Here is a 21,051-nt window from a genome sequence, read left to right on the forward strand (position 1 = left end):
TAATGGTTAGAAATTCAAGCGAACACCAAATGTATAAGAACGAGTCAACGGATAAGCTCCTAAATCAATACCGTCATTTACGTCGACGCTACCATTACCAATGAAAGAGATTCCTGCCGGATCCATTCCTTTATAGCTGGTAATCGTAAACAGATTCTGACAACTGAATGTAAAGCGAAGATCAGCAAACTTTGCTACTTTTTTCGGTAAGTTATAAGATAAACTTAGGTTGTCCAAACGGAAATAGTTTGCAGATTCCAGGAACTTCGTAGAAATGGAGGCTGATTGATAATCATTGCCTGTAACAGAAACTGAAGGATAACGGGCTGAAGTTCCCTTCACATCATAGTTGTTATTTAAGTATTCACGTAACGTGATGAATGCGAAATCTCCAGTCATAGCAGTTCCCGTAAAGCGAACCAAATTCAGGCGGTCGGCTCCAAACGAACCTGTAAAGAATAGATTCAAATCCCAATTTTTCCAACGGAGCGTATTATTCCATCCTAATGTAAAATCAGGAGTGGATTTTCCAATGAAAGAACGGTCGCTGCTATCTATTATGTTGTCATTATTTATATCTTCAAACGAATCTTTGCCTTCTGCATCCAGACCAGTCCATTTGTAACCGTAGAAAGCACCGATAGGTTGTCCTACTTCCACGCGGGTTACACCATCTGTCGGGATCATACCTGCTGCCGGAGAAATTCCGGAAACGAAGTCTAATCCACCTAAGTCTTTTACTTCATTCTTCAGATAAGTACCGTTGAATGTTGAACTCCAGCTAAAATCAGGAGTGTCGAAGATTGTTGCATTGATAGAAAAGTCAATACCTCGGTTGCTTACTTCAGCCGCATTTACCCAATAAGAACCACCGCCATCATAATTCGGAATGGAGCGTTGCAACAAACCGTCTTTTGTTCTCTTATCAAAATAATCAAATGAGATATTCAGACGGTGATTCAATACAGAAAGGTCTACGCCTAAGTCGAATTGATGTGTTGTTTCCCATGATAGATTCGGAGTAGCCACTGTTGTTCCTACCCAATAACCTGTGTATTGAGAAGCCCCTCCGAAAGCATACATCGCTTTAGACATCAATCCTAATGTTGCATATGGGTCAATAGCCTGGCTACCGATCAAACCGTAGCTGGCACGAATCTTCAAATCCTGGAATATGTTTTGATTTTCCATAAAACCTTCATTACTTAAAGACCAGGCAGCAGCAATAGATGGGAACCACCCCCACTTGTCATCAAAGAATTTGGAAGAGCCGTCGGCACGGATTGTCCCTGTCAACATATATCGGTCTTTATAGTTATACATTACGCGGCCTACACCTGACATCAATGCCCATTTAGAATAACTGTTGTCTGAAGTACGGCTGGAAGCCATATTAACATTCCACCAACCAACACTTTCGGTCAACAAACCAGAACCGTTTAATGTCATATAACGATATTCGGACTGAGTCGCTTCGTAAACAGCAGTTGCAGTAAGAGCATGGTCATCCCATTTGTTTTGATAAGTCAAATTGTTGGTCGTTTGTAACGTCATCCGGTAAGCATCACTATTTCCCATACCGTTATTGCTGTTAGTAACCTTTTTGGTTGAGAATGAATATCCTTTCTGATCATTATAATCTATACCATTACTAGTTGTAAATGTTAATCCAGGGAGAATATTAAATTTTAAATCGATGCGGGCATTGACAATATCGTTAAGAGTTTCTCCTACTTGTTCTCTCAGTATTCCCACCGGATTATTTTGGGTCAAAGCACTGTATGGATCTCGGGTATATGTACCATTTTCATTTAAAATACCGAGTACTGGAGAATAGTTCATTGCTACATTAATAATATTACCTTTTCCAGCATTGAAGTCTCCGCTTTTTCTTACATTATGAGATGCATTCACATCAGCGGTAACATGCAACCAATCCAATACTTGAGAGGTGATATTGGCACGAGCTTGATAACGTTTGTTTGAATTCTCAATAACGACGCCTTCTTGTCCTACATAGTTACCGGAAACTAAATATTGAATTTTATCGCTACCACCGGAGAATGTCAGTTTGTAATCTTGCGTAATACCTGTCTTATAAATCTCATCCTGCCAATCTGTACCAGCCGTTCCATTTTGAAAAGCAGACAATTGATCGGAAGAGAATGTATTGGCTCTATAAGTATTATATAATGTAGCAAATTCATATGGATTCAGCGTATCATAACGTTTAGCGACTGTACCGATACCGATTTGTGCATCGAGCATCACCTGCCGTGTGTTGGCTTTACCTGTTTTTGTCGTAATCAAAACAACCCCGTTGGCTCCACGCGAACCGTAGATAGCCGTAGAAGATGCATCTTTTAAAATCTGCATAGACTGAATGTCTTCCGGGTTCAATCCTGTCAGACCACTTTCACGAACAATGCCGTCGATTACATACAACGGATCATTGCTACGGTTGATAGAACCTGAACCGCGGACACGGATCTTAACCGTACCGCCCGGTACACCACTATTCTGTACCTGAACACCTGATACGCGTCCTTGCAATGCATCAGAGACCTGTTTGATCGGTTGGTCTTTAAATGATTTGCTGTCCAAAACGGATACAGATCCGGCCAAGTCTGCTTTACGGACTGTACCGTAGCCAACAACTACAACCTCGTCAAGAGCTTGATTGTCCTCTTCTAATACAATGTTGAACAATGTCTGGTTGTTTATTTCGATTTCTTGTGGCAGATAGCCGATGTACGACACTTGCAGAATAGCATTTGCCGGAACATTTTCCAATGTGAATTTTCCATCTAAATCAGTAATAGTTCCGTTTGTGGTTCCTTTGACAAGGATATTAGCTCCAGTTACTGGTCCCATGTTATCCCTTATGGTACCTGAAATTGTACGAGTGTCTTTCTGATTTGTTTCAGTGTTTACAGGTACTTCTTTCTTTGAAATGATTATCTGACGGTCAGATATAGAATAGTTATTTTCCGTGCCGGAAAATAACTGATTGAGTATTGTATCTATCTTTTTGTTTTCAACATTGATAGACACTTTGCGGTTCAAGTCGATTGATTTGTCGAGATAAAAGAAAATAAACTCACTGCTATTTTCTATTTCATTAATAACTTCTTTAACTGTCTTATTATTGTAGTTGATAGAGAATGATGCTTCCTGAGAATATGTTTCTGAGGCAAAGCATGATCCGACGGTTAAAAATGCAAAAAGTAAAAAAAATTTCATGGCGCGTATTAGTCTTTTTTGTTTGGTTTTCCCTTGACTAAACCAGGTTTGCTTATTCATATTCTGTAACGATTTAAGTTTATAATACGGTTTAATACTAGTGATTTGATAATGGGTAAGTCCTAGACTTTTACCCAGCTTAATTTAAGGTCCCATATTAATTTGAATTTTAATGTTTAACAATAATGTTTATAAATTCATTTGTTTGTTCTATTTCAATCGGCGCAGCATTCCGCAGTGCATTGAATACCTTGTCCAAATCATCTTTCAGATCCAGCTTACCGCTACAAGTTAGTTCACTAACTTTATCGTCCCAGTGGATTTTAACCCCATAGTACTTACAAAGTTTTTCGAGTACAATATTCATCTTTTGATGCTTGAACTGGTAATAGCCATCTTTCCAGGCAACATAATCCTGGGTATTAACAGTTGAAGTATAAATCTTGTCATTAGAATTGTCGTACGAGAACAACTGGTTCGGACTGATAGTGTTTTTCTTGCGGCCTTTTACCAGTACTTCCACTTTCCCTTCTACCAGTACGACATTGCTGTAGGATTCGTTTTCATAGGCTGAGACATTGAACTGCGTTCCGAGGTCTCTGATTTCCATCTTTTTTGTCTTCACGATAAACGGTCGTTTTTCGTCATGAACCACATCCAGATAAATTTCACCTTCAACGAAGATCTCCCGACTATGATCTGAGAATTTGTTCGGATAAATAACTTTCGAACCGGAATTTACCCATAATTTACTACCATCTGCAAATGTGACGAAAGAACGTTTGCCGACAGGGACGATCAATTGGTTGAACGATTGAACTTCTTTCTCTTTTTGTTTTTCTTTCCCTACTTCTATATCTTGTGAATTAACGCTAATACTTCCTTCTTCATTATATTCGAGTTGAGTCTCTTTCCCTTCAATCGAGAGTTTTTTATTCTCTGAAAGGATTAATTGAACATTTTCCGAAGCATCATCTGTTGAGGGGATCGATTCGATAATCGCTTCATAATTAATTTCGGATTTATTGGAATATATGCTATACCATCCATAGGTAAGTATAGCCAGTAAAGACGCGGCTGCTACAGCTGTTATTTTCAGGAAACTGTTCCGGCGTTTCTTTAAGTCATACTTATTATTTGCTGTCTGAATACGTTTCCAAAGCTCTTTTTGTTCTCCTCCCGGTAAAAAATGAGCTTCTGTAGATGTTTTTATATTTTTTAGGAAAGAGTGTGCAATCTGCATCTCCTGTTTAAAGGATTCGTTTTCGTCCTGAAGTTGTTGCCAGAATTGATGGTCCTGAGTAGTCGGATGTAATATCGATTCCAGGAAATAATCATCATTCAACAGCTGATGGGCTTTATATTTTGTATAATCCTTATTCATTTCGGAGGTGCTTTTAGAATGAGGATACATCAATTCTTTTTTTATACTCACTTAAAAAAAGAAATTTTAGAAAATATTTTATTTTAGTGAAATAGCGAGTATTAATAGGAATACTTCAATGGAATCGTAATTTTGTCTTACTTTTTTGAGTGAACGCTGAATCAGGTTCTGTGCAGATTGATAATTAAGGTTCATCAGTATGCATATTTCATCCATACTTAATTCTTGGATAAAACGGTAATAGATAATTTCTTTTTGACGGGGCGTTAAAAGAGCAAGGATCTCATTGATCATTTTCTGCTGATTGGCATATTGTTCATTATTGATGAAATCTTCTTCGACGGTAGATTCTAATGAAAATTGAATGTTTTCCGGTAATTCCCGGTCATAAAAAGATTCCTTATATAGAGTGCGTATAAGGCAGTTTTTTACAGAAACGAATAAGTATACTTTGATATTATCAGGAGTGATGAGGCTATTCCTGTTTTTATACAGCGAAGTGAAAACTTCTTGTATACAATCTTTTATGATTTCAGGGTCAGAAGTAAAACGGAGGCCGTACCGGTATAAAATTTGTACATAAGTAGTGTATATCCAGCTGTACGATTCGTTATCACCGGAAACAAATTGACGCCATTTTATTTTACTTTCATCTACTTGCATACTTGTGTTTTGTGTAGCAAATATAAGACAATTATACTAAAATCAAAGGTTCGGTCTATCGTTTATGAGAAATAAAAAAGCTTTGGGAATAAAAATAAAGACCTCTGATAGAATATTTTCTCAAAGGCCTTTAATTCAAATTTATTTAGAGCGTTTCGAATACGGAGAAATTTATTATCTGAGGATCCGCTTTCGATTCGGTCACAACTAATTTTATCGCTTCAACTGTTTGGGAGTCAAATCTGTTAATATGTTTATGTCCGATGCTGCTACCCGAAGATAACTCGATCCATTCATTTTCTTTTTTACCTTTCAGTAAATATTTCAGTGTCCGTTCCCCTTTGGATATATCTTCCTGTATGACGACACGGTTTATGCTGGTCGGTTTATCGAAAGAAATGGTGTATTCTGATCCGGTACCAGCTATTTGTTGTAGCGGTGTTCCATATTGGCGTGCAATCTCATGGCCAAGTGCTTCGACCTGACGGACGTCGGCTTCAGGGATAAGACCTTTATTATCGACAACCAAACCTAAAAGCATATTCGTGTTTCTTCCTACACTGGTCTCATATTTTGTTAGTAGTTCGGGGAGAGTGAACATCATGCTATCCTGTCCGGCCGTCCAGAACCAGCCTCCCTGGAAGGAACGATTCCAGCGCAGGGTGAAATCTGATTCCCCCGGACACCAGAACGGGGCGAAAGGATCGCCGTTCAAGCCATTTATAACACGCGTGCCGTCGGCATTGGTTGTCGAATCGGCAGTAGACCAACACGGATAAGGGGCGACACCTTCCTCATTGCCTACCCATCTGATCAGGTTTGGATGACCGTACGGGCCCTGGAAAGCGATGGCATTGGGTTGTAGTTTCTGTACCAGGGATAGTACGTCTGCACCGCCCTGGTCTTTGGAGAGCACGCCGCCGTCAAACCATATTTCAAATAATTCCCCGTAATTGCTCCATAACTCGGTCAATTGCTGCGTTACGATTTTGTTGTATTCTTCCTGAGTGACCGGACCGCCTTCCTGGACAACGCCGGGATTGTCTACGTACAGATAACCGTTTGCTGTTGTGCTGGCGTAGATTCCCGGTTTGATGTTATACTTTTTGCAGGAAGCGATAAAATCGGCAACAATATCACCTTCGCCGTTTTTCCAGGGGGATTGTTTGATACTGTAATCATGTGCTTCCGTTGGCCACAGGCTGAAGCCGCTGCAATGCTTGGCTACCAGTACGGCATATTGGGCTCCCAGTTTGTGCGCGGTTTCCAGCCATTGGTCGGTATTCAATTCTGTCGGGTTGAAAATGGATGCGTCCGGATGCGTTCCCCATTTCCTGAAATTGTAGTCCGGTTGGTAAACAGGCATATCAAAATGGATCAATACGCCAACTTCGGCATCGGCCCAGGCCAGTTGCCGTGCGTTTGGGGTGACAACGTTCGTCGGTTCGTTGGATGAACAGGAAACAAGAACTGACAAGGCTGCCAGTAATCCTACAAATGTTTTTTTCATGATTGAGTCAGATTATATTTCAGATGCAAGTATAGTGAAAAATAATATGCCAATATGCTAATGTGTCAATATGCCAATAAAATACCGTGGATCTAAAATTCTTAAAACTGGTACATTAGCATATTGCCTTATTGGCATATTGGCACATTAGCTCATTGGCACATTATTAGTTTGTCCAACCCGGATTCTGCGGTAACAGATTAGGATTGTAAGTAAACTCGTCTGTCGGGATCGGATACAGGTATAAACGATCGTACCATGTGCGGGTCATACCCGGATAAACAACACGGTATTCACCTGTTGCCGGATCGCGCGGACCTAAATAAGTTTTTATGTTTTCCAGTAACTTCCCTGCTTTCCATCTGCACAAATCGTTCCAACGGAGGCCTTCGCAAGCCAGTTCTACACGACGTTCGCGACGAATTTCGTTTAATAGCGGAGAGATGGGAACTTCCCAGTTCGGCCAGTTCGGATCGGTAAATCCTACATCTGTTGTCAGATGTTTCATGCCTACACGGTCACGCAGTTTATTGATCGTTTTGTCCAGAACCGCCTGGTCGCATTCACCCAATTCGGCTTTTGCTTCGGCATAATTCAGAAGAACTTCACCGTATCGGTAGATCAGGTCGTCCAGTGTACATTTAATATATTCGTTATCTTCCGCTAACGGAGAATACATTTTGTATAAGCGGTAGCCTGTATTTGAGAGATTACTGAATACCGGAGAATTTTCATATTCTTCAGAACCATCTGCCAATATAGCGATAGGACGTTCTGGTGTATATATACATTGTTTCAAACGCGGGTCACGATTTTCAAACTCATCAGTGAATTTTACGTCACCTTTATACCGGTCGCTTAGAGCAATAGGTTTACCATCATCGCATAAGAATGATTCTACAAAGTCCTTGGTCATACCTGTATATGACTCGCGGACTGTACGAGGCCTGTTATTCATGCGTTTATCTGTCACATAGGCAGCAAAAAAGATCGCTTCCTTATTGTTTGAATAATCTTGTTGGTTGAACAGTGCATGATAGTCGTCTTCAATATTACCGGTAGAGTAAACAGTAAAATTACCACTATTGATAATTTTTTCGGCAGCATCTACACTAATACGTAGATACTTATCTGCATTTTCAAGATTTCTGTATTTTCTCCAGGTTCCTTCAAACAGACATACCCTGGATTTCAGAGTCAATGCAGCATATTTACTTAGACGTGAGTCTTGCATTGTTTCCGGCAACCATTCGCTGGCTTTGTCCAGGCAAGCACAGATAGAGTCGATAACAGCTCCGCGATCATTACGTGGATTGTATAGTTCTTCGGAAGAAGTAGTCAGGTCTGTTGTCAACCAGGGTACATCACCGAATCGAAGAACTTTTTCGTAATAGAACTTGGCTTTAAAGAAGTAAATCTCCCCTACATACTGGTTGATCTTTTCAGCATTCCCCTCAACGGTATGATAACGGCTCAAAAAATAATTACAACTTCTGATATTAGCCCAATCGCCTTTAGCCCAACCCCCTCCGGCTGTGGGGATGGTGTAATCGCTCCAAACAAAATTATCCTTAGATTGAGGTGCCTGATTGTCTGAGGCATTGTCACTGTTATATATACCGGTATTATCCAGTGTTGTATAGAACTGGTTGGCAAAGTTTTTCAAGTCGCTTTCTGTCTTCCAATAAGTCTCGTCGTTGATCTTATCTTCCGGATACAAGTCCATAAAGTCGTTATTACATGCGGAAAATCCGAGTAATAAAGACAAGCTCGCTATATAATATACTTTTTTCATTCTGTTTTTAATTTTAATTATTCTACAATGTTTCATCTTAGAATGTCAGGTTAGCACCAAAAGAGAATGACCGGATAAATGGATAAGCATTTACTGTAGCCAATTCAGGATCGAAAGTGTCAGGCATTCCGGAGAATTCAAACAAGTTGTCTGCATTGAAGTAAACTCTCAGCTTGGAGATTTTAGCCTTTTCCGTGATATATTTAGGAATAGTATAACCAAGAGCGAGCTGTTTACAACGGATATAAGCACCATTCAACATGAAACGGGTCTGGTTTTCATTTACAGCAGAACCGTTCATACGGGCACGTGGAAAGAACGCATCGCGGTTGTCTTCTCTCCAATAGTCATAATTCATCTTTTGGGGAACAGACCACTCAGATGTATAATGAGACAGATAGAATGTCTTTGACGGTATAATATCACGTTTCATAGTACCCTGGAAGAATAACGTGAAATCAAAGCCCTTATACTCGGCTGTACCACGGATACCGAAGTTATAACGCGGTGTTTCATTACCGATGATCTTCAAGTCACCAGAGTTGTTGACCGTGTTTTCACCTCTTGTAACTTCTCCGTCACCATTCAGGTCGGCAAATTTGATATCACCGGCATATTGCGTATAACCGACTATTTTTGACTGGTTCCATGAAGAGGCTTCTTCGTCGGACTGGAATAAACCATCTGTTACGAATCCCCAGATTTCACCCAACTTCTTGCCTTCATAATAATTGTCTGACAAGTTCTTTGTCGGATTATCATATTTGGTGATTTCAGCCTGATAGTCTGATAAAGATAGTGTTGCACTATAGGCCAAACCATTCTGTAAGGCCGATTTCCAGGTTAAAGCTACTTCCCATCCACTGGTTCTCAAATCGGCAGCATTCATCTGAGGTTCAGAAACACCTAAAATGGAAGGTAATGTTTTTGATTTTGTCAACATGTCTTCTGTTGTTCGAACGTAATAGTCGAATTCTCCGGTCAGTTTGCTGTCAAACATTGAGAAGTTAAAACCTAAGTCCCATTGTTTAACTGTTTCCCAGGTTAGCTGGTCGCTTACCAATCCCGGAGCATATACTCCCATCTGTTTTTCACCACTAAACAGGTAACCTACTTCACCTGTGGTATAGGTAGAAATATAGGGATAATACATGTCATTACCACCTTGCAGTAGTACCTGGTTTCCTAAAGCCCCGTAAGAACCTCTGATCTTGAAGTCATTTACGATATGGGCGATCGGTTTCCAGAATTTTTCCTGTGAAAGTCTCCAACCCAATGAGAATGTCGGGAAGAATGCAAAACGGTCATCTTTCGGGAAACGTGAAGAACCGTCGTAACGGCCATTTACCTGTACCAGATATTTGTCGTCGTAAGCGTAGAACAGACGGAAGAAAGCACCACGGATGGCCCACTGGTTCATATAATCACTGGTCGAACGGTCGCCGGTTGCCAGGTTCAGAAATGGAATATCGTTGGCGATCAGATTGTTTCTACTCAGACCCACACCTTTATAAGTCGCATTTTCCTGGTTGAAACCGATCATTCCTTCCAAAGCATGTACTTTGTTGATTTTCTTCTTATAGGTAGCATATGCATTGAATACGTCGTACTGCGATTCTCTTTTGTTATAAGAGACCTGATTCGGAGAAGTATGCGGGAAGATTGAACCCTGATTTCCGTCGGCATCATAGTCGATGTATTCACGTACATGGTTCTTGAAAGAATAGTTATAGTAGTTATATGTATAATCGAAGTTGATTTCCAATCCTTCGAACGGGTTCAGTTTAGCGAATGCCGTTGCATACATATTATTGTTTCTCATTTCGGCAGAACCTCCTTGTGATAACCAGGCAGCCTGGTTCGTAAAGTAACCGTCGCCACAGTAACCGGCAAAATGTCCGTCCGGATGGTAAACCGGCATCAGGGGACGGCTGTCGCCCGGAATCGTAGCTCCCAAAGAGTTGCTACCATATTTATTTTGTGGACCAGTATTCATTTTTACCATTGACAGAGTTGCTCTCAAGCCAACCTGCAACCAGTTGTTCACCTTGTAGTTTACGTGTTGCAATACATTGAAACGTTTGTAATCTTCGTCTGTCCATTTAGAGATACCGTCTTGCTGGAACATACCGGCCGATGTCATATATTTGGCTGTTTCGCTACCGCCTTGTACACTGATGTTGTACTGTTGCATCGGATAACTTTTCTTATTCAAGGCTTCATACCAGTCGGTATTGCCGCAATAACGGTATTTGCTGGCTGCATCGTCCGGATGATGGAATACCGGAAGATTATTGACCGGATCGTTGTAATAATTTCTGACATGCTCCATGGTGATGTCATCGAAATAGTTACTACCGTTGCTTGTTGTGTTGGCATCATTCATCCATTGTGTATATTCCATGGAGTTCATATAATTGGCATGAACGGTCGGAACGTTGATGGAATAGTTTGCGCTCAGTGAAACGACCGGTTTTTGTGATACGAAACCTGTCTTAGTGGTGATCAGGATTACACCGAAAGCGGCACGTGCGCCATAGATAGACGCGGAAGCCGCATCTTTCAGTACGGTTACATCCTTCACATCCTGCGGGTTAATCAGGTTCGGGTCCATTTCGATACCGTCCACCAGTACCAGCGGACCTCCGCCGGATAAGTTTGTCGTACCACGAATATTGAAGGAAGAACCTGTTCCCGGCGCACCGCTGGAAGAAGTGATATTCAAGTTGGCGATTGCGCCCTGCAAACCGGCTCCCAGGTTGGTCAACGGGCGGTCTTCGATCACTTCCGAACCGACGGTTGCCACAGAACCTGTCAAGTCTGCTTTTTTCATGGTACCGTATCCTACGACAACGACTTCTTCCAATGTTTCGGAGTCTTCCTGTAAGATGATTTCCATTCTTCTTCCGGCGTTAGCTTTCACTTCTTCTCTGACATAGCCGATGAAAGTGATTACCAGCGTAGAGCCTGATTTTGCGTTAATAGAGAAATTCCCTTCTACGTCCGTTGTAGTTCCGTTGGTTGTCCCTTTTTCGACAATGTTGGCACCGATAACGGGGTCTCCATTGGTGTCGATTACTTTACCTCTGATTGTACTACTTTGTTGCGGAGCGGCAGCCATAGTCTGTTTGCCAAGTACGATATGGTTTCCTTCTACAGAATATGTGATACCCGAATCAGCCAACAATTCTTCCAGTACTTTGGAGACAGGCTGGTTTTTAGCCTTTAACGACACCTTCTTGTTTACGTTTACCTGGTTGTTGTAGATAAACAGGTAATCAGTCTGGTGTTCAATCTCGTTCAGTACTGTTTCCAGTTGAACATTTTTCTTGTTAATACTGACCCTCGCATTTTGTGAATGTGTATTTTCTGCAAAAGTGCAGAACACACATACTAAGAGCAGGAATGTCGTGATTCTCATAATTCTGAAAATTTTTAAGGGTCGCGGTGCCCGATAATTACACCTCGACAAAGTGTTTTCTTTCATACTTTGTTGTGATTTGAAATTAATAAATTAATAATTTAGTTTGTGTTAATTGGATGTCTGCCGGCTATTGCCCCCCAGCTTTCACCGGCATTACGGTTAACAAATTTTTTATCCCATAAGCATTTTAATTTAGGTGAAACATATTGTTAAAATCATTTGATATAAATAATGTGATTGTCGTCATCCCGTTCATAGGCAAACTTTATATCTTTTTGTAAAACCCTCAATGCATAATCAACGCCGTCGGTTTGTCTGAACTTTCCTGTATACAAGTATTTTTGTACTTGTTTGTTTGTGATATAGATGTTTATCCCATAGTATTTCTCAAAATCTTTCATGATCGATGCAAATGTCTCGTTTTTGAAACAGATCAGGCCTTCCCGCCAGCGGTAGGGTGTATAATCGTCTACCGGTTTTACCCGCAGTTTGCCATCATGCAGATAGGCTTTATTGTGTGGTGTGAGCATCAGGCTTTCGTTTGCATCGGTCAGGGAAGAAATTTTCACACTTCCTTCCATCAGGGTTGTTTCAAATATTTCTGTTTCCGAATAAGAATCGACATCGAATTTAGTTCCCAATACCTCTACGTTATAATTGTTTGTTTGCACGATGAACGGTTTGCTTTTATCTTTTGTCACATCGAAATAGGCTTCGCCGTCCAGTTTGACCAGACGTTCCTTTTCGTTAAAGGTGATTGGGTATTGAATGGTAGTCCGTGCGTTCAGCCAGACATTTGTTCCGTCAGCTAATGTAATATTGATGCGTTGTCCTGCCGGGACAGTGATTGTTTGCAATGCTATCGGAGTCTGTTCCGTTTGCATTTGCCGGTAGATAAAACTCCCGCCAAGCGTAAGGGCGATGACTGCGGCTATTTTGATTAACTCAGTTCTAAGAGAACTAAGGTTTATCTATTTCTCTAGAAAGAGTTTTAATATTTCTTTGGAAGGATTCAAAAACAGGCCCGGCAGGATAAAAAAAGAAATAAAATGTAAAGTATCATTTTATTTCAGCTCTATTGGGCGGATCGGATTTCTACCGCAGAAAGTTTCTTTCGCTAAAATTCCCCACTGTTTTTGTTTATGTGGGGAATTTTCCCCACTACAAAGGGGAATAATCCCCACAGCAATGGGGAAAAATACCCACTGCAATGGGGTGAGAGTTAGACTTCACAAACAAATTTGATAAAATCAGAGCTGTTTCTGTCTTTATTGACACCACTGGAAACAATATCATATAAAGGAAAAATTGAGTTTGTAATATTTTTTTATATTTTTACTAGGGATATGCAAGTCTGAACTGCTATTAGTATAGAAGGGTAATCCTAAACGATATAAAATGAACAAAGATATATTATATAAATTTTTTGAAGGCAACGCATCATTTGAGGAGGAAGCGGCTGTAAAACAGTGGATGGAAGAGTCTGCTGAGAACCGCCTGGCCTTTTTGAAAGAACGGAAATTGTTTGATGCCATGTTGCTTTTGGGGAATGAAGAAATAATTAAGAACGGAAAGAAAAGATTTTCTATAAACCTTAGTTCTCTTAGAACTGAGTTAATCAAAATAGCCGCAGTTGTCGCAATCACTTTGGGAGGAAGTTATTTTTATTATCAGTCTTCGTTGGAAAAAGAATTGATGGCGATGCAGACAATCACTGTCCCGGCAGGCCAACGTATCAATATCACATTGGTCGATGGCACAAATGTCTGGCTAAATGCCAGGACTTCACTGTCATATCCGGTGAAATTCGGTAAAAATAATCGTCAGGTGGTCTTGGATGGCGAAGCCTATTTCGATGTGACAAAAGATAAAAGCAAACCGTTCATCGTGCAAACGGATAATTATAACGTAGAGGTATTGGGTACCCAATTTGATGTAAATGCCTATTCAGAAACAGGCGAGTTTGAAACAACGTTAATGTCGGGTAGCGTAAAGGTAGCTTCAGCAAGCGACTCCACGCAAAAAATAACTCTGAAACCGAACAATAAGGTTTTTCTGCAAGACGGTAAATTGCATGTAACCGCTGTGGACGACTATAATCCTTACCGCTGGAAGGAAGGCTTGATTTGCTTTAAGAATGAAACGTTTACATCCATTATGAAAGATTTTGAAAAATACTATGGATTAACAATTCAGGTGAAAAACAAGAATGTCTTTAAATACGTTTACACAGGTAAATTCCGACAGACAGACGGTATCGATTATGCGCTGAGGGTATTGCAGAAGGATATCAAGTTTACTTATCAGCGAGATGACGAGAACCAGATAATTTATATAGAATAAGATTGTAAGAATGATATTATTAACTTTAAAAGAATGCTTATGAATATACATGATCACTAGCTGAAAAATGCCGGCAAACGCTGGGGGGCAATTACCGGCATTCAATCAACACAATTCAATTAAAAACTGTATTAACTTCAAATCATCAACAAAGGTATGAAAAAAAACTCTTTGTCGGGTAGGTATTATCCTAAAAGCCCGAAACTTAAACAAATCTTTAGAATTATGCGAATCACCACGTTCCTACTCTTAGTATGTGTGTTCTGCTCTTTCGCAGAAAATACGCATTCACAAAATGCCCGGGTGAGTATTAGTAAACGTAATGCCCAGCTGGAGGAAATATTGACTGAAATAGAAAGTCAGACAGATTATCTGTTTATTTATAATAATCAGGTCGATGTGAATCGTAAGGTTTCTGTCAAAGTTAAAAATGAGCCGGTATCGGCAGTTCTTAAAAGCATTCTGAAAAATTCGGATATTGATTTTGAAATGGAAGGTACGCACATCGTGCTAACCAAAACTGGAAAAACGGAGGCTGAAATCCGGAAACAAACAAGAAAAATCAATGGGACAATACTCGATTCAAACGGTGAACCGATCATCGGGGCGAATGTGGTGGAGAAAGGTACGAGAAACGGAACGATAACGGATCAAGACGGGCATTTCTCTTTGGTAGTTCAACCGAATGCATCTGTTGTCATTTCTTATATCGGATTTGAATCGCAAACGCATGTTGTGACTGGCAATGTACTGAATGTTGTAATGTCGGAAGACAGCCAGGCGCTGAACGAAGTGGTTGTTGTCGGTTATGGTACTCGTAAAGCCGGCGAGATAACGGGGGCCGTTTCTACAGTAAAGGCTGGTGAAATCCAGAAATTGGCGATTACGAATGCCGGTGAGGCTCTTAAAAATGTAGCCGGTGTGACCACGCTACAGTCGAATACGCCGGGTGCGGAACCTACCATCTTGATTCGTGGTATCGGTACGATTAATGACAGTCGTCCTCTCTGGATTGTGGATGGTGTGCCTGACGGAAAGGTTAACCCGAACAATATCGAGACAATCACAATATTGAAAGATGCCGCTTCACAGGCTATTTACGGAACAAGAGCAGCTAATGGTGTTATTCTTGTTACGACGAAAAGTGGTAAGAAAAATCAGAAGGCACACATCTCTGTCAATTTGCGTTCTGGTTTTGTGCAGAATACCAACCATTATAAAATGTTGAATACCCAAGAATATGGTGAAATGCTTTGGTTACAGGCCAAGAATGGAGGTATTGCCAATTATTCTCATCCTTTGTATGGTTCAGGAGCGACACCGGACATTCCGGACTATATTTTTCCGAACAGAGGGGTGAATGTGGATGAAAGTCTGTATGATGACAAGATGATCAACCAAGATGGAACAGATACTTATTTGATCACGAAAGCAAACAAACAGGGGACGAATTGGGCGAAGGAGATCGAACGTACGGCACAGTATCATGACGTGTCGGTCGATATAAGCGGAGGTAGCGAAAATACGATTTATGCTTTTCAGTCCGGTTATTTGAAACAGGAAGGTGTTTTGAAATGGACTGGAATGGATCGCTATAATTTACAGTCTAATATTGTTTCAGACGTGACGAAATGGTTGCAGGTCGGTGAAAATCTGGGTGTGACTTATTCGGAAACGTATGGTAATATGGTTGACAATTCGCAGAGTTCTATCATTTCACAGGCTTATCGTATGCAGCCGATTATTCCGGTATATGATATCGGTGGTAATTTTGCAGGAACAAGAGTCGGAGGTGATACCGGCAATGCGAGGAATCCGGTAGGATTGTTGTATAATGACCGTTTTGATAAGCGGAAGACAATGGCTGCCAATGGAAATGCGTTTGTTAAGATTACTCCGATTTCAGGATTGAATCTTAAATCTCTTTTCGGTTTTGTTTATTCGTATACAGATTATAAGAATATTGATTATGTAGATCTCGGATGGGCAGAGAGAACTTCTGTAGACCAACTGACTCGTGAAGAATCTTACACGAAACAGTGGAACTGGACGAATACGGCAGATTATTCGAAACAGATCGATGCTCATGATTTCACGATTTTGGTCGGTACGGAAGCGATTGCCAACATTTATACTTTCGTGACAGCCGGTCGTTCCGACTATATGTTCAAGGATCCGCTTTATATCGAACTGAATACGGGTTCTTCCGGTAGAACGAACTATGGCAATATTTCCGAATGGAGTTTGTTCTCTGTATTTGGTCGGGTGAATTATTCGTATGATGACAAATATCTTTTCGAAGGTGTGATCAGGCGTGACGGTTCTTCCCGTTTCGGTGGAAATAACAAATATGGTACATTCCCGGCATTTTCTTTGGGTTGGCGCGTTTCGAATGAAGAATTCATGAAGTCGACACGTAATTGGCTGACTTCCCTGAAACTCCGTGGCGGATATGGTGTGACGGGTAATGACCGAATCGGCAACTATAATAGTTTCTCTCAGTTCGGTATGAATAACTGGGGCTCTTATTATGATATAACCGGAGCTAATAATACGGAAGGACAGTTTGGTTTTTATCAGACGACATTTGGAAACATGAATGTGAAATGGGAAACGACACATACGTCCAACTTTGGTTTTGACGCGACTTTGTTCGAACATCTGTCTGTCGGATTGGATATCTGGAAACGTAATACGAAAGATATGCTTTTCCCGAAAGCGATACCGATGGTCATGGGTGACATTTCGGCTCCTTATGTGAATGTAGGAAAAATGAAGAACAAAGGTATCGACTTTGAAATCGGTTACAACGGAACGGCTTTAGGTAATGAGTTGCGGTATAGTCTGAATGCCAGCATCTCTCATTATAAAAACGAGATTGTGGATCTGTCGGGAGAAGAAGATGAAACATTGAACGGAGGCAGTTTTGAAAACCAGTTTTATACACGTGCTGAAAAAGGCACTTCGTTTCCGGAATTTTACGGTTATGTAGTAGATGGCATTTTCCAGACGGCGGAAGAGGCGGCTGCTTGGCCTACGGCTTTCGGTAGTAATGGCTCTTATAATAAGCCAGGACATTATAAATACCGGGATATTAGCGGGCCGGACGGAACTCCTGACGGGGTGATCAATGAATATGACAGAACCTATATCGGTTCTCCTCATCCTAAATTTGTCGGTGGTTTGAATTTTACGATCGAGTATAAGGGATTTGATTTGAGCGGGCAGTTCTATGGAAGCTATGGAAACAAGGCTGTGAATTTCCTGAAACGCTTTACAGACTATTCTTTGTTCAGTGGAGGACGCGGTTATGATCGTCTGTATAATTCATGGGGCAGTCCTTATCTGTCGGATAACTCGAAGGCTAAACTTCCGATAGCAGAGTCGAATGATACGGAAAGCCAAGTTCCTTCTACTGCGTTTATCGAAGACGCTTCTTTTTTACGTTTGCGTAATTTGATGTTGGGATATGATTTTGCTCGTTTGTTGAAACAGCCCGGAATTACTAATTTACGTGTGTTTGCTCAAGTTTCTAACGTATTTACGTTGACGAAGTATTCGGGATTGGATCCGGAAATTAATATGAAAGGAACCGGAATAGACGCTGCGAAGAATTTAGGTATCGATTCTGGTTCATGGCCGACTCCGAGACAGGTGTTGTTTGGTGTAAGTTTAGGATTTTAGTAGATTTATTTGTTAAAAGAATTGGATATAAATTATGAAAAATATAGTTGTATCAATAAAAATAGGGTTATTAACGGGATGCATGGCTTTGTCATCTTCTTGCAGTGATTTTTTGGATAAACAACCTCCGGCTTCGACTGCTGGGGTTGCTTTGGAAAGTGAACAGGGAGTAGAGGCTATATTAGTCGGAGCTTATGCTGACTTAGATGGGATTGATCGCTTTGGAGGTGCGTTAGGTGCAGACTGGGTTTTTGGTAGTTGTGCTTCGGATGAGGCCTATAAAGGTTCCGAACCGGGCGACAATATGGCGATGAATGCAGTCGAACAATACGCAACGATGCCGGATAACGAATGTGTAACTGAAAGGTGGCGTTCTTGTTATGACGGAGTTTCTCGCGCTAATCAGGTATTACAGTTTCTTCATGGTGCGCAAAGTGGTAGTTATCCGTTGAAACAAGAACGTGCCAGACAAGTGGAAGGTGAAGCAAGATTTTTAAGAGCGTGGTATCATTTTCAGGCAAATAAAGTATTTAAGAACATTCCATATATAAAAGCGCAATATGAGGTTGATTTTGATCCGGTAAATACGCCCAACAAAGATGCTGGCTGGGATGAGATCGAAACAGATTTGCAGTTTGCTATTGATAATCTGCCGGAATCGTTTCCGAATGAACCGGGGCGTGCGACCAAATATGCTGCGATGGTGACCAAGGCACATGCTCATTTGTTCCAAGGCGAGTATGCGGAGGCGAAAACTTTGTTGGATCAGATTATTAACAGTGGTCGGTTTAGATTGGTTGATAATTTCTTCGATAACTTTGATGAACGGACGGAGAATAATGAAGAATCTATCTTTGAGTTCCAAGCTTCTTCAAGTGGTTCGAGTGCCATTACGTTGGGGATGCAGGGACCTTGTATGCATCAAAAAGGTCCGGCTTCCGGAGGATGGGGTTTTTTTCAACCTTCCCAATCGTTGGTTGATGCTTTTCAGGTTACATCCGAAGGCTTACCTTATTTGGATATAGTAAATAGACCGACTTTGAAAAGCGATATGGGGATATCCAGTACAGAGGATTATACTCCGAGTGACAAGGCTGTTGACTTGCGTTTGGACTGGACGGTTTCTCGCCGAGGTGTTGATTTTCTTGGATGGGGTATCCATCCGGGAGCGGATTGGATCCGTTCCCAGTCGTTCGCAGGTCCTTATATGACAAAAAAGTATATGCATTTCGAAGCGACAAAGGATCAACAATTATGGAATGGCTTTAACAATAACCGAAATTACAGAATATATCGTTATTCTCATGTGATTTTGTGGAGAGCTGAATGTGCTGTAGTCGATGGAGATTTGGAAAAGGCTCGCGAGTTAGTGAATATGATACGTAATCGGGTAAAGACGAGTACTCCGGTAATGGGGCGTTGCTTGTCTACTAATTTTGCGGAAGACACTGAGTTGGTTGTTGATTGGGAGCAGCCGGCGGCTAATTATAAGACGGAACCTTATCCGGCAGGTCATGTTGCTTTTTCTTCTCAGGAACAAGCTTGGAAAGCGGTCAGAACAGAGATCCAGTTGGAATTTGCTACGGAAGGACATCGGTTTTTTGATTTGAGACGTTGGAATATTGATAGTGAAGTTTTGAACGACTTTATTGCGCGTGATTCGAAATTCCGCGATTTCATGCAGGGAGTATCTTATTCGGTGAATAGAAGGTATTGGCCTTTGCCACAGACACAGATTGATATTCAACAAGGTGTTTTGTCTCAGGACCCGAATTACATGTAATCTTGTGGATATATGATCTTTTGGACGGCAATTTCTTCATTGCCGTCCAATGATAACCAATTTATTAGTATATAAATTTATGGATACGAATTATAAACGTTTGGAATCTCTTGATGTTTTACGGGGGTTCGATTTGTTTTGCCTTGTGGCTTTGTGTGGAATCTTGCATTCGTTGAGACCGGTTATTGCAACTTCATGGTATGATTCTTTCTTGTGGAATTTTTCGCATGTGGCGTGGGAGGGGTTTTCTCCTTGGGATTTGGTTATGCCGCTTTTCATGTTCATGGCAGGTGTTTCGATGCCGTTTTCGTTATCGCGTTATAAAGATGTTCCGGATAAGTGGGTGGTTTATCGGCGTATAATCAAGCGTGTATTTTTGCTTTGGATTTTCGGGATGATGTGTCAGGGAAACTTGTTAGGATTGGATCCGAATAGGATCTATCTGTATTCGAACACGTTGCAGTCGATAGCGACAGGTTATTTGGTTTCTGCTTTGTTGTTTCTTCATGTGCGACCCTCCGTGCAGGTCATGACGGCATTCGGCCTGTTGATTGTTTATTGGTTGGTGATGCAGTTCGTATCCGTTGATGGTTATGGAGGAGGGGATTATACGAAAGAGGCGAATTTGGCGGAATGGATAGATAGGATGGTCTTGGGACGTTTTCGTGACGGAGCTGTCATGGATAGTGGGCAAGTCGTGTTTTCTGACGTTTACCGGTATACCTGGATATTGAGTAGCCTTAATTTTGCAGTGACGGTATTGACGGGAGTGTTTGCCGGACAAATATTAAAGGGCAAGATGGATCAAAAGCGTAAATGGCAATGGCTGCTGGGAATCGGTACAGTTATGGTAGTTTCAGGTTGGCTGTGGGGATTGCAATTGCCGGTTATTAAAAAGATATGGACGAGTTCAATGGTTTTGGTCAGTAGCGGTTATTGTTTCCTTTTGATGGGATTGTTTTATTATTGGATTGACTATAAGGGACATAAGAAATATTTATCATGGCTGAAGGTGTACGGTATGAATTCGATTGTGGCTTATATGTTGGCCAACGTGGTTGATTTCAGTTGTATAGGAGGGTCTCTTTTTTATGGCCTGGGACAATATATAGGGGATTGGTATGCTTGTTTGATGAAGTTATCGACGGCACTGATCATTTATGGAATATTATGGGGGCTTTATAAGCATAATATATTTTTGAAAGTATAGGAAACGTTTTTG

Annotated in this window: 11 protein-coding genes; 4 read left to right on the forward strand and 7 right to left on the reverse strand. The window is 41.0% G+C overall.

Features of this window, described 5'->3' with window-relative positions:
* Positions 1-6: 6 nt before the first annotated feature.
* The 7 genes from C825_RS06065 to C825_RS06095 form a co-directional block, all read right to left on the reverse strand.
* Positions 7-3,303, reverse strand: a complete 3,297-nt coding sequence (locus C825_RS06065; RefSeq protein WP_007655245.1) for a SusC/RagA family TonB-linked outer membrane protein — start codon at positions 3,301-3,303, stop codon at positions 7-9.
* Between the two features lie 109 nt (positions 3,304-3,412).
* On the reverse strand, positions 3,413-4,627 hold the full coding sequence (locus C825_RS06070; RefSeq protein ID WP_007655243.1) for a FecR family protein: 1,215 nt from the start codon (positions 4,625-4,627) through the stop codon (positions 3,413-3,415).
* 78 nt (positions 4,628-4,705) lie between these two features.
* Positions 4,706-5,290: an RNA polymerase sigma factor gene (locus C825_RS06075; RefSeq protein ID WP_007655241.1), complete on the reverse strand. Its 585-nt coding sequence runs from the start codon at positions 5,288-5,290 to the stop codon at positions 4,706-4,708.
* 145 nt (positions 5,291-5,435) lie between these two features.
* Positions 5,436-6,800 (reverse strand): alpha-L-fucosidase, encoded by a 1,365-nt coding sequence (locus C825_RS06080; RefSeq protein WP_010801829.1) that lies wholly within the window; start codon positions 6,798-6,800, stop codon positions 5,436-5,438.
* A gap of 166 nt (positions 6,801-6,966) precedes the next feature.
* The gene (locus C825_RS06085) at positions 6,967-8,595 is read right to left on the reverse strand and encodes a RagB/SusD family nutrient uptake outer membrane protein (protein WP_010801830.1); all 1,629 of its coding nucleotides are present in this window, start codon (positions 8,593-8,595) and stop codon (positions 6,967-6,969) included.
* Positions 8,596-8,632: 37 nt separating this feature from the next.
* Positions 8,633-12,016, reverse strand: a complete 3,384-nt coding sequence (locus tag C825_RS06090) for a TonB-dependent receptor (protein ID WP_010801831.1) — start codon at positions 12,014-12,016, stop codon at positions 8,633-8,635.
* 218 nt (positions 12,017-12,234) lie between these two features.
* Complete coding sequence (locus C825_RS06095; protein WP_010801832.1) at positions 12,235-12,903, reverse strand: FecR family protein; 669 nt, start codon at positions 12,901-12,903, stop codon at positions 12,235-12,237.
* A 514-nt stretch (positions 12,904-13,417) separates the two neighbouring features.
* On the opposite strand from C825_RS06095, the gene C825_RS06100 reads away from it, so the two are divergent.
* From C825_RS06100 to C825_RS06115, 4 genes are all read left to right on the forward strand, one after another.
* Positions 13,418-14,362 (forward strand): FecR family protein, encoded by a 945-nt coding sequence (locus C825_RS06100; RefSeq protein ID WP_010801833.1) that lies wholly within the window; start codon positions 13,418-13,420, stop codon positions 14,360-14,362.
* A gap of 303 nt (positions 14,363-14,665) precedes the next feature.
* The gene (locus C825_RS06105) at positions 14,666-18,046 is read left to right on the forward strand and encodes a TonB-dependent receptor (RefSeq protein ID WP_160257426.1); all 3,381 of its coding nucleotides are present in this window, start codon (positions 14,666-14,668) and stop codon (positions 18,044-18,046) included.
* A 34-nt stretch (positions 18,047-18,080) separates the two neighbouring features.
* Positions 18,081-19,829, forward strand: coding sequence for a RagB/SusD family nutrient uptake outer membrane protein (locus C825_RS06110; protein WP_010801835.1), 1,749 nt, complete (start codon positions 18,081-18,083; stop codon positions 19,827-19,829).
* 79 nt (positions 19,830-19,908) lie between these two features.
* Positions 19,909-21,039: an acyltransferase family protein gene (locus C825_RS06115; protein WP_010801836.1), complete on the forward strand. Its 1,131-nt coding sequence runs from the start codon at positions 19,909-19,911 to the stop codon at positions 21,037-21,039.
* Positions 21,040-21,051: the final 12 nt, after the last annotated feature.

This window comes from Parabacteroides sp. ASF519, from assembly GCF_000364265.2.
Classification (GTDB): domain Bacteria; phylum Bacteroidota; class Bacteroidia; order Bacteroidales; family Tannerellaceae; genus Parabacteroides; species Parabacteroides goldsteinii.

Excerpts from the sequence above, each read along its gene's own strand:
- C825_RS06115 (WP_010801836.1), top strand. The coding sequence starts at position 19,909 with ATGGATACGAATTATAAACGTTTGGAATCTCTTGATGTTTTACGGGGG.
- C825_RS06095 (WP_010801832.1), bottom strand. The coding sequence starts at position 12,903 with ATGCAAACGGAACAGACTCCGATAGCATTGCAAACAATCACTGTCCCG.
- C825_RS06075 (WP_007655241.1), bottom strand. The coding sequence starts at position 5,290 with ATGCAAGTAGATGAAAGTAAAATAAAATGGCGTCAATTTGTTTCCGGT.
- C825_RS06085 (WP_010801830.1), bottom strand. The coding sequence starts at position 8,595 with ATGAAAAAAGTATATTATATAGCGAGCTTGTCTTTATTACTCGGATTT.
- C825_RS06070 (WP_007655243.1), bottom strand. The coding sequence starts at position 4,627 with ATGAATAAGGATTATACAAAATATAAAGCCCATCAGCTGTTGAATGAT.
- C825_RS06090 (WP_010801831.1), bottom strand. The coding sequence starts at position 12,016 with ATGAGAATCACGACATTCCTGCTCTTAGTATGTGTGTTCTGCACTTTT.
- C825_RS06100 (WP_010801833.1), top strand. The coding sequence starts at position 13,418 with ATGAACAAAGATATATTATATAAATTTTTTGAAGGCAACGCATCATTT.
- C825_RS06065 (WP_007655245.1), bottom strand. The coding sequence starts at position 3,303 with ATGAATAAGCAAACCTGGTTTAGTCAAGGGAAAACCAAACAAAAAAGA.
- C825_RS06110 (WP_010801835.1), top strand. The coding sequence starts at position 18,081 with ATGAAAAATATAGTTGTATCAATAAAAATAGGGTTATTAACGGGATGC.
- C825_RS06080 (WP_010801829.1), bottom strand. The coding sequence starts at position 6,800 with ATGAAAAAAACATTTGTAGGATTACTGGCAGCCTTGTCAGTTCTTGTT.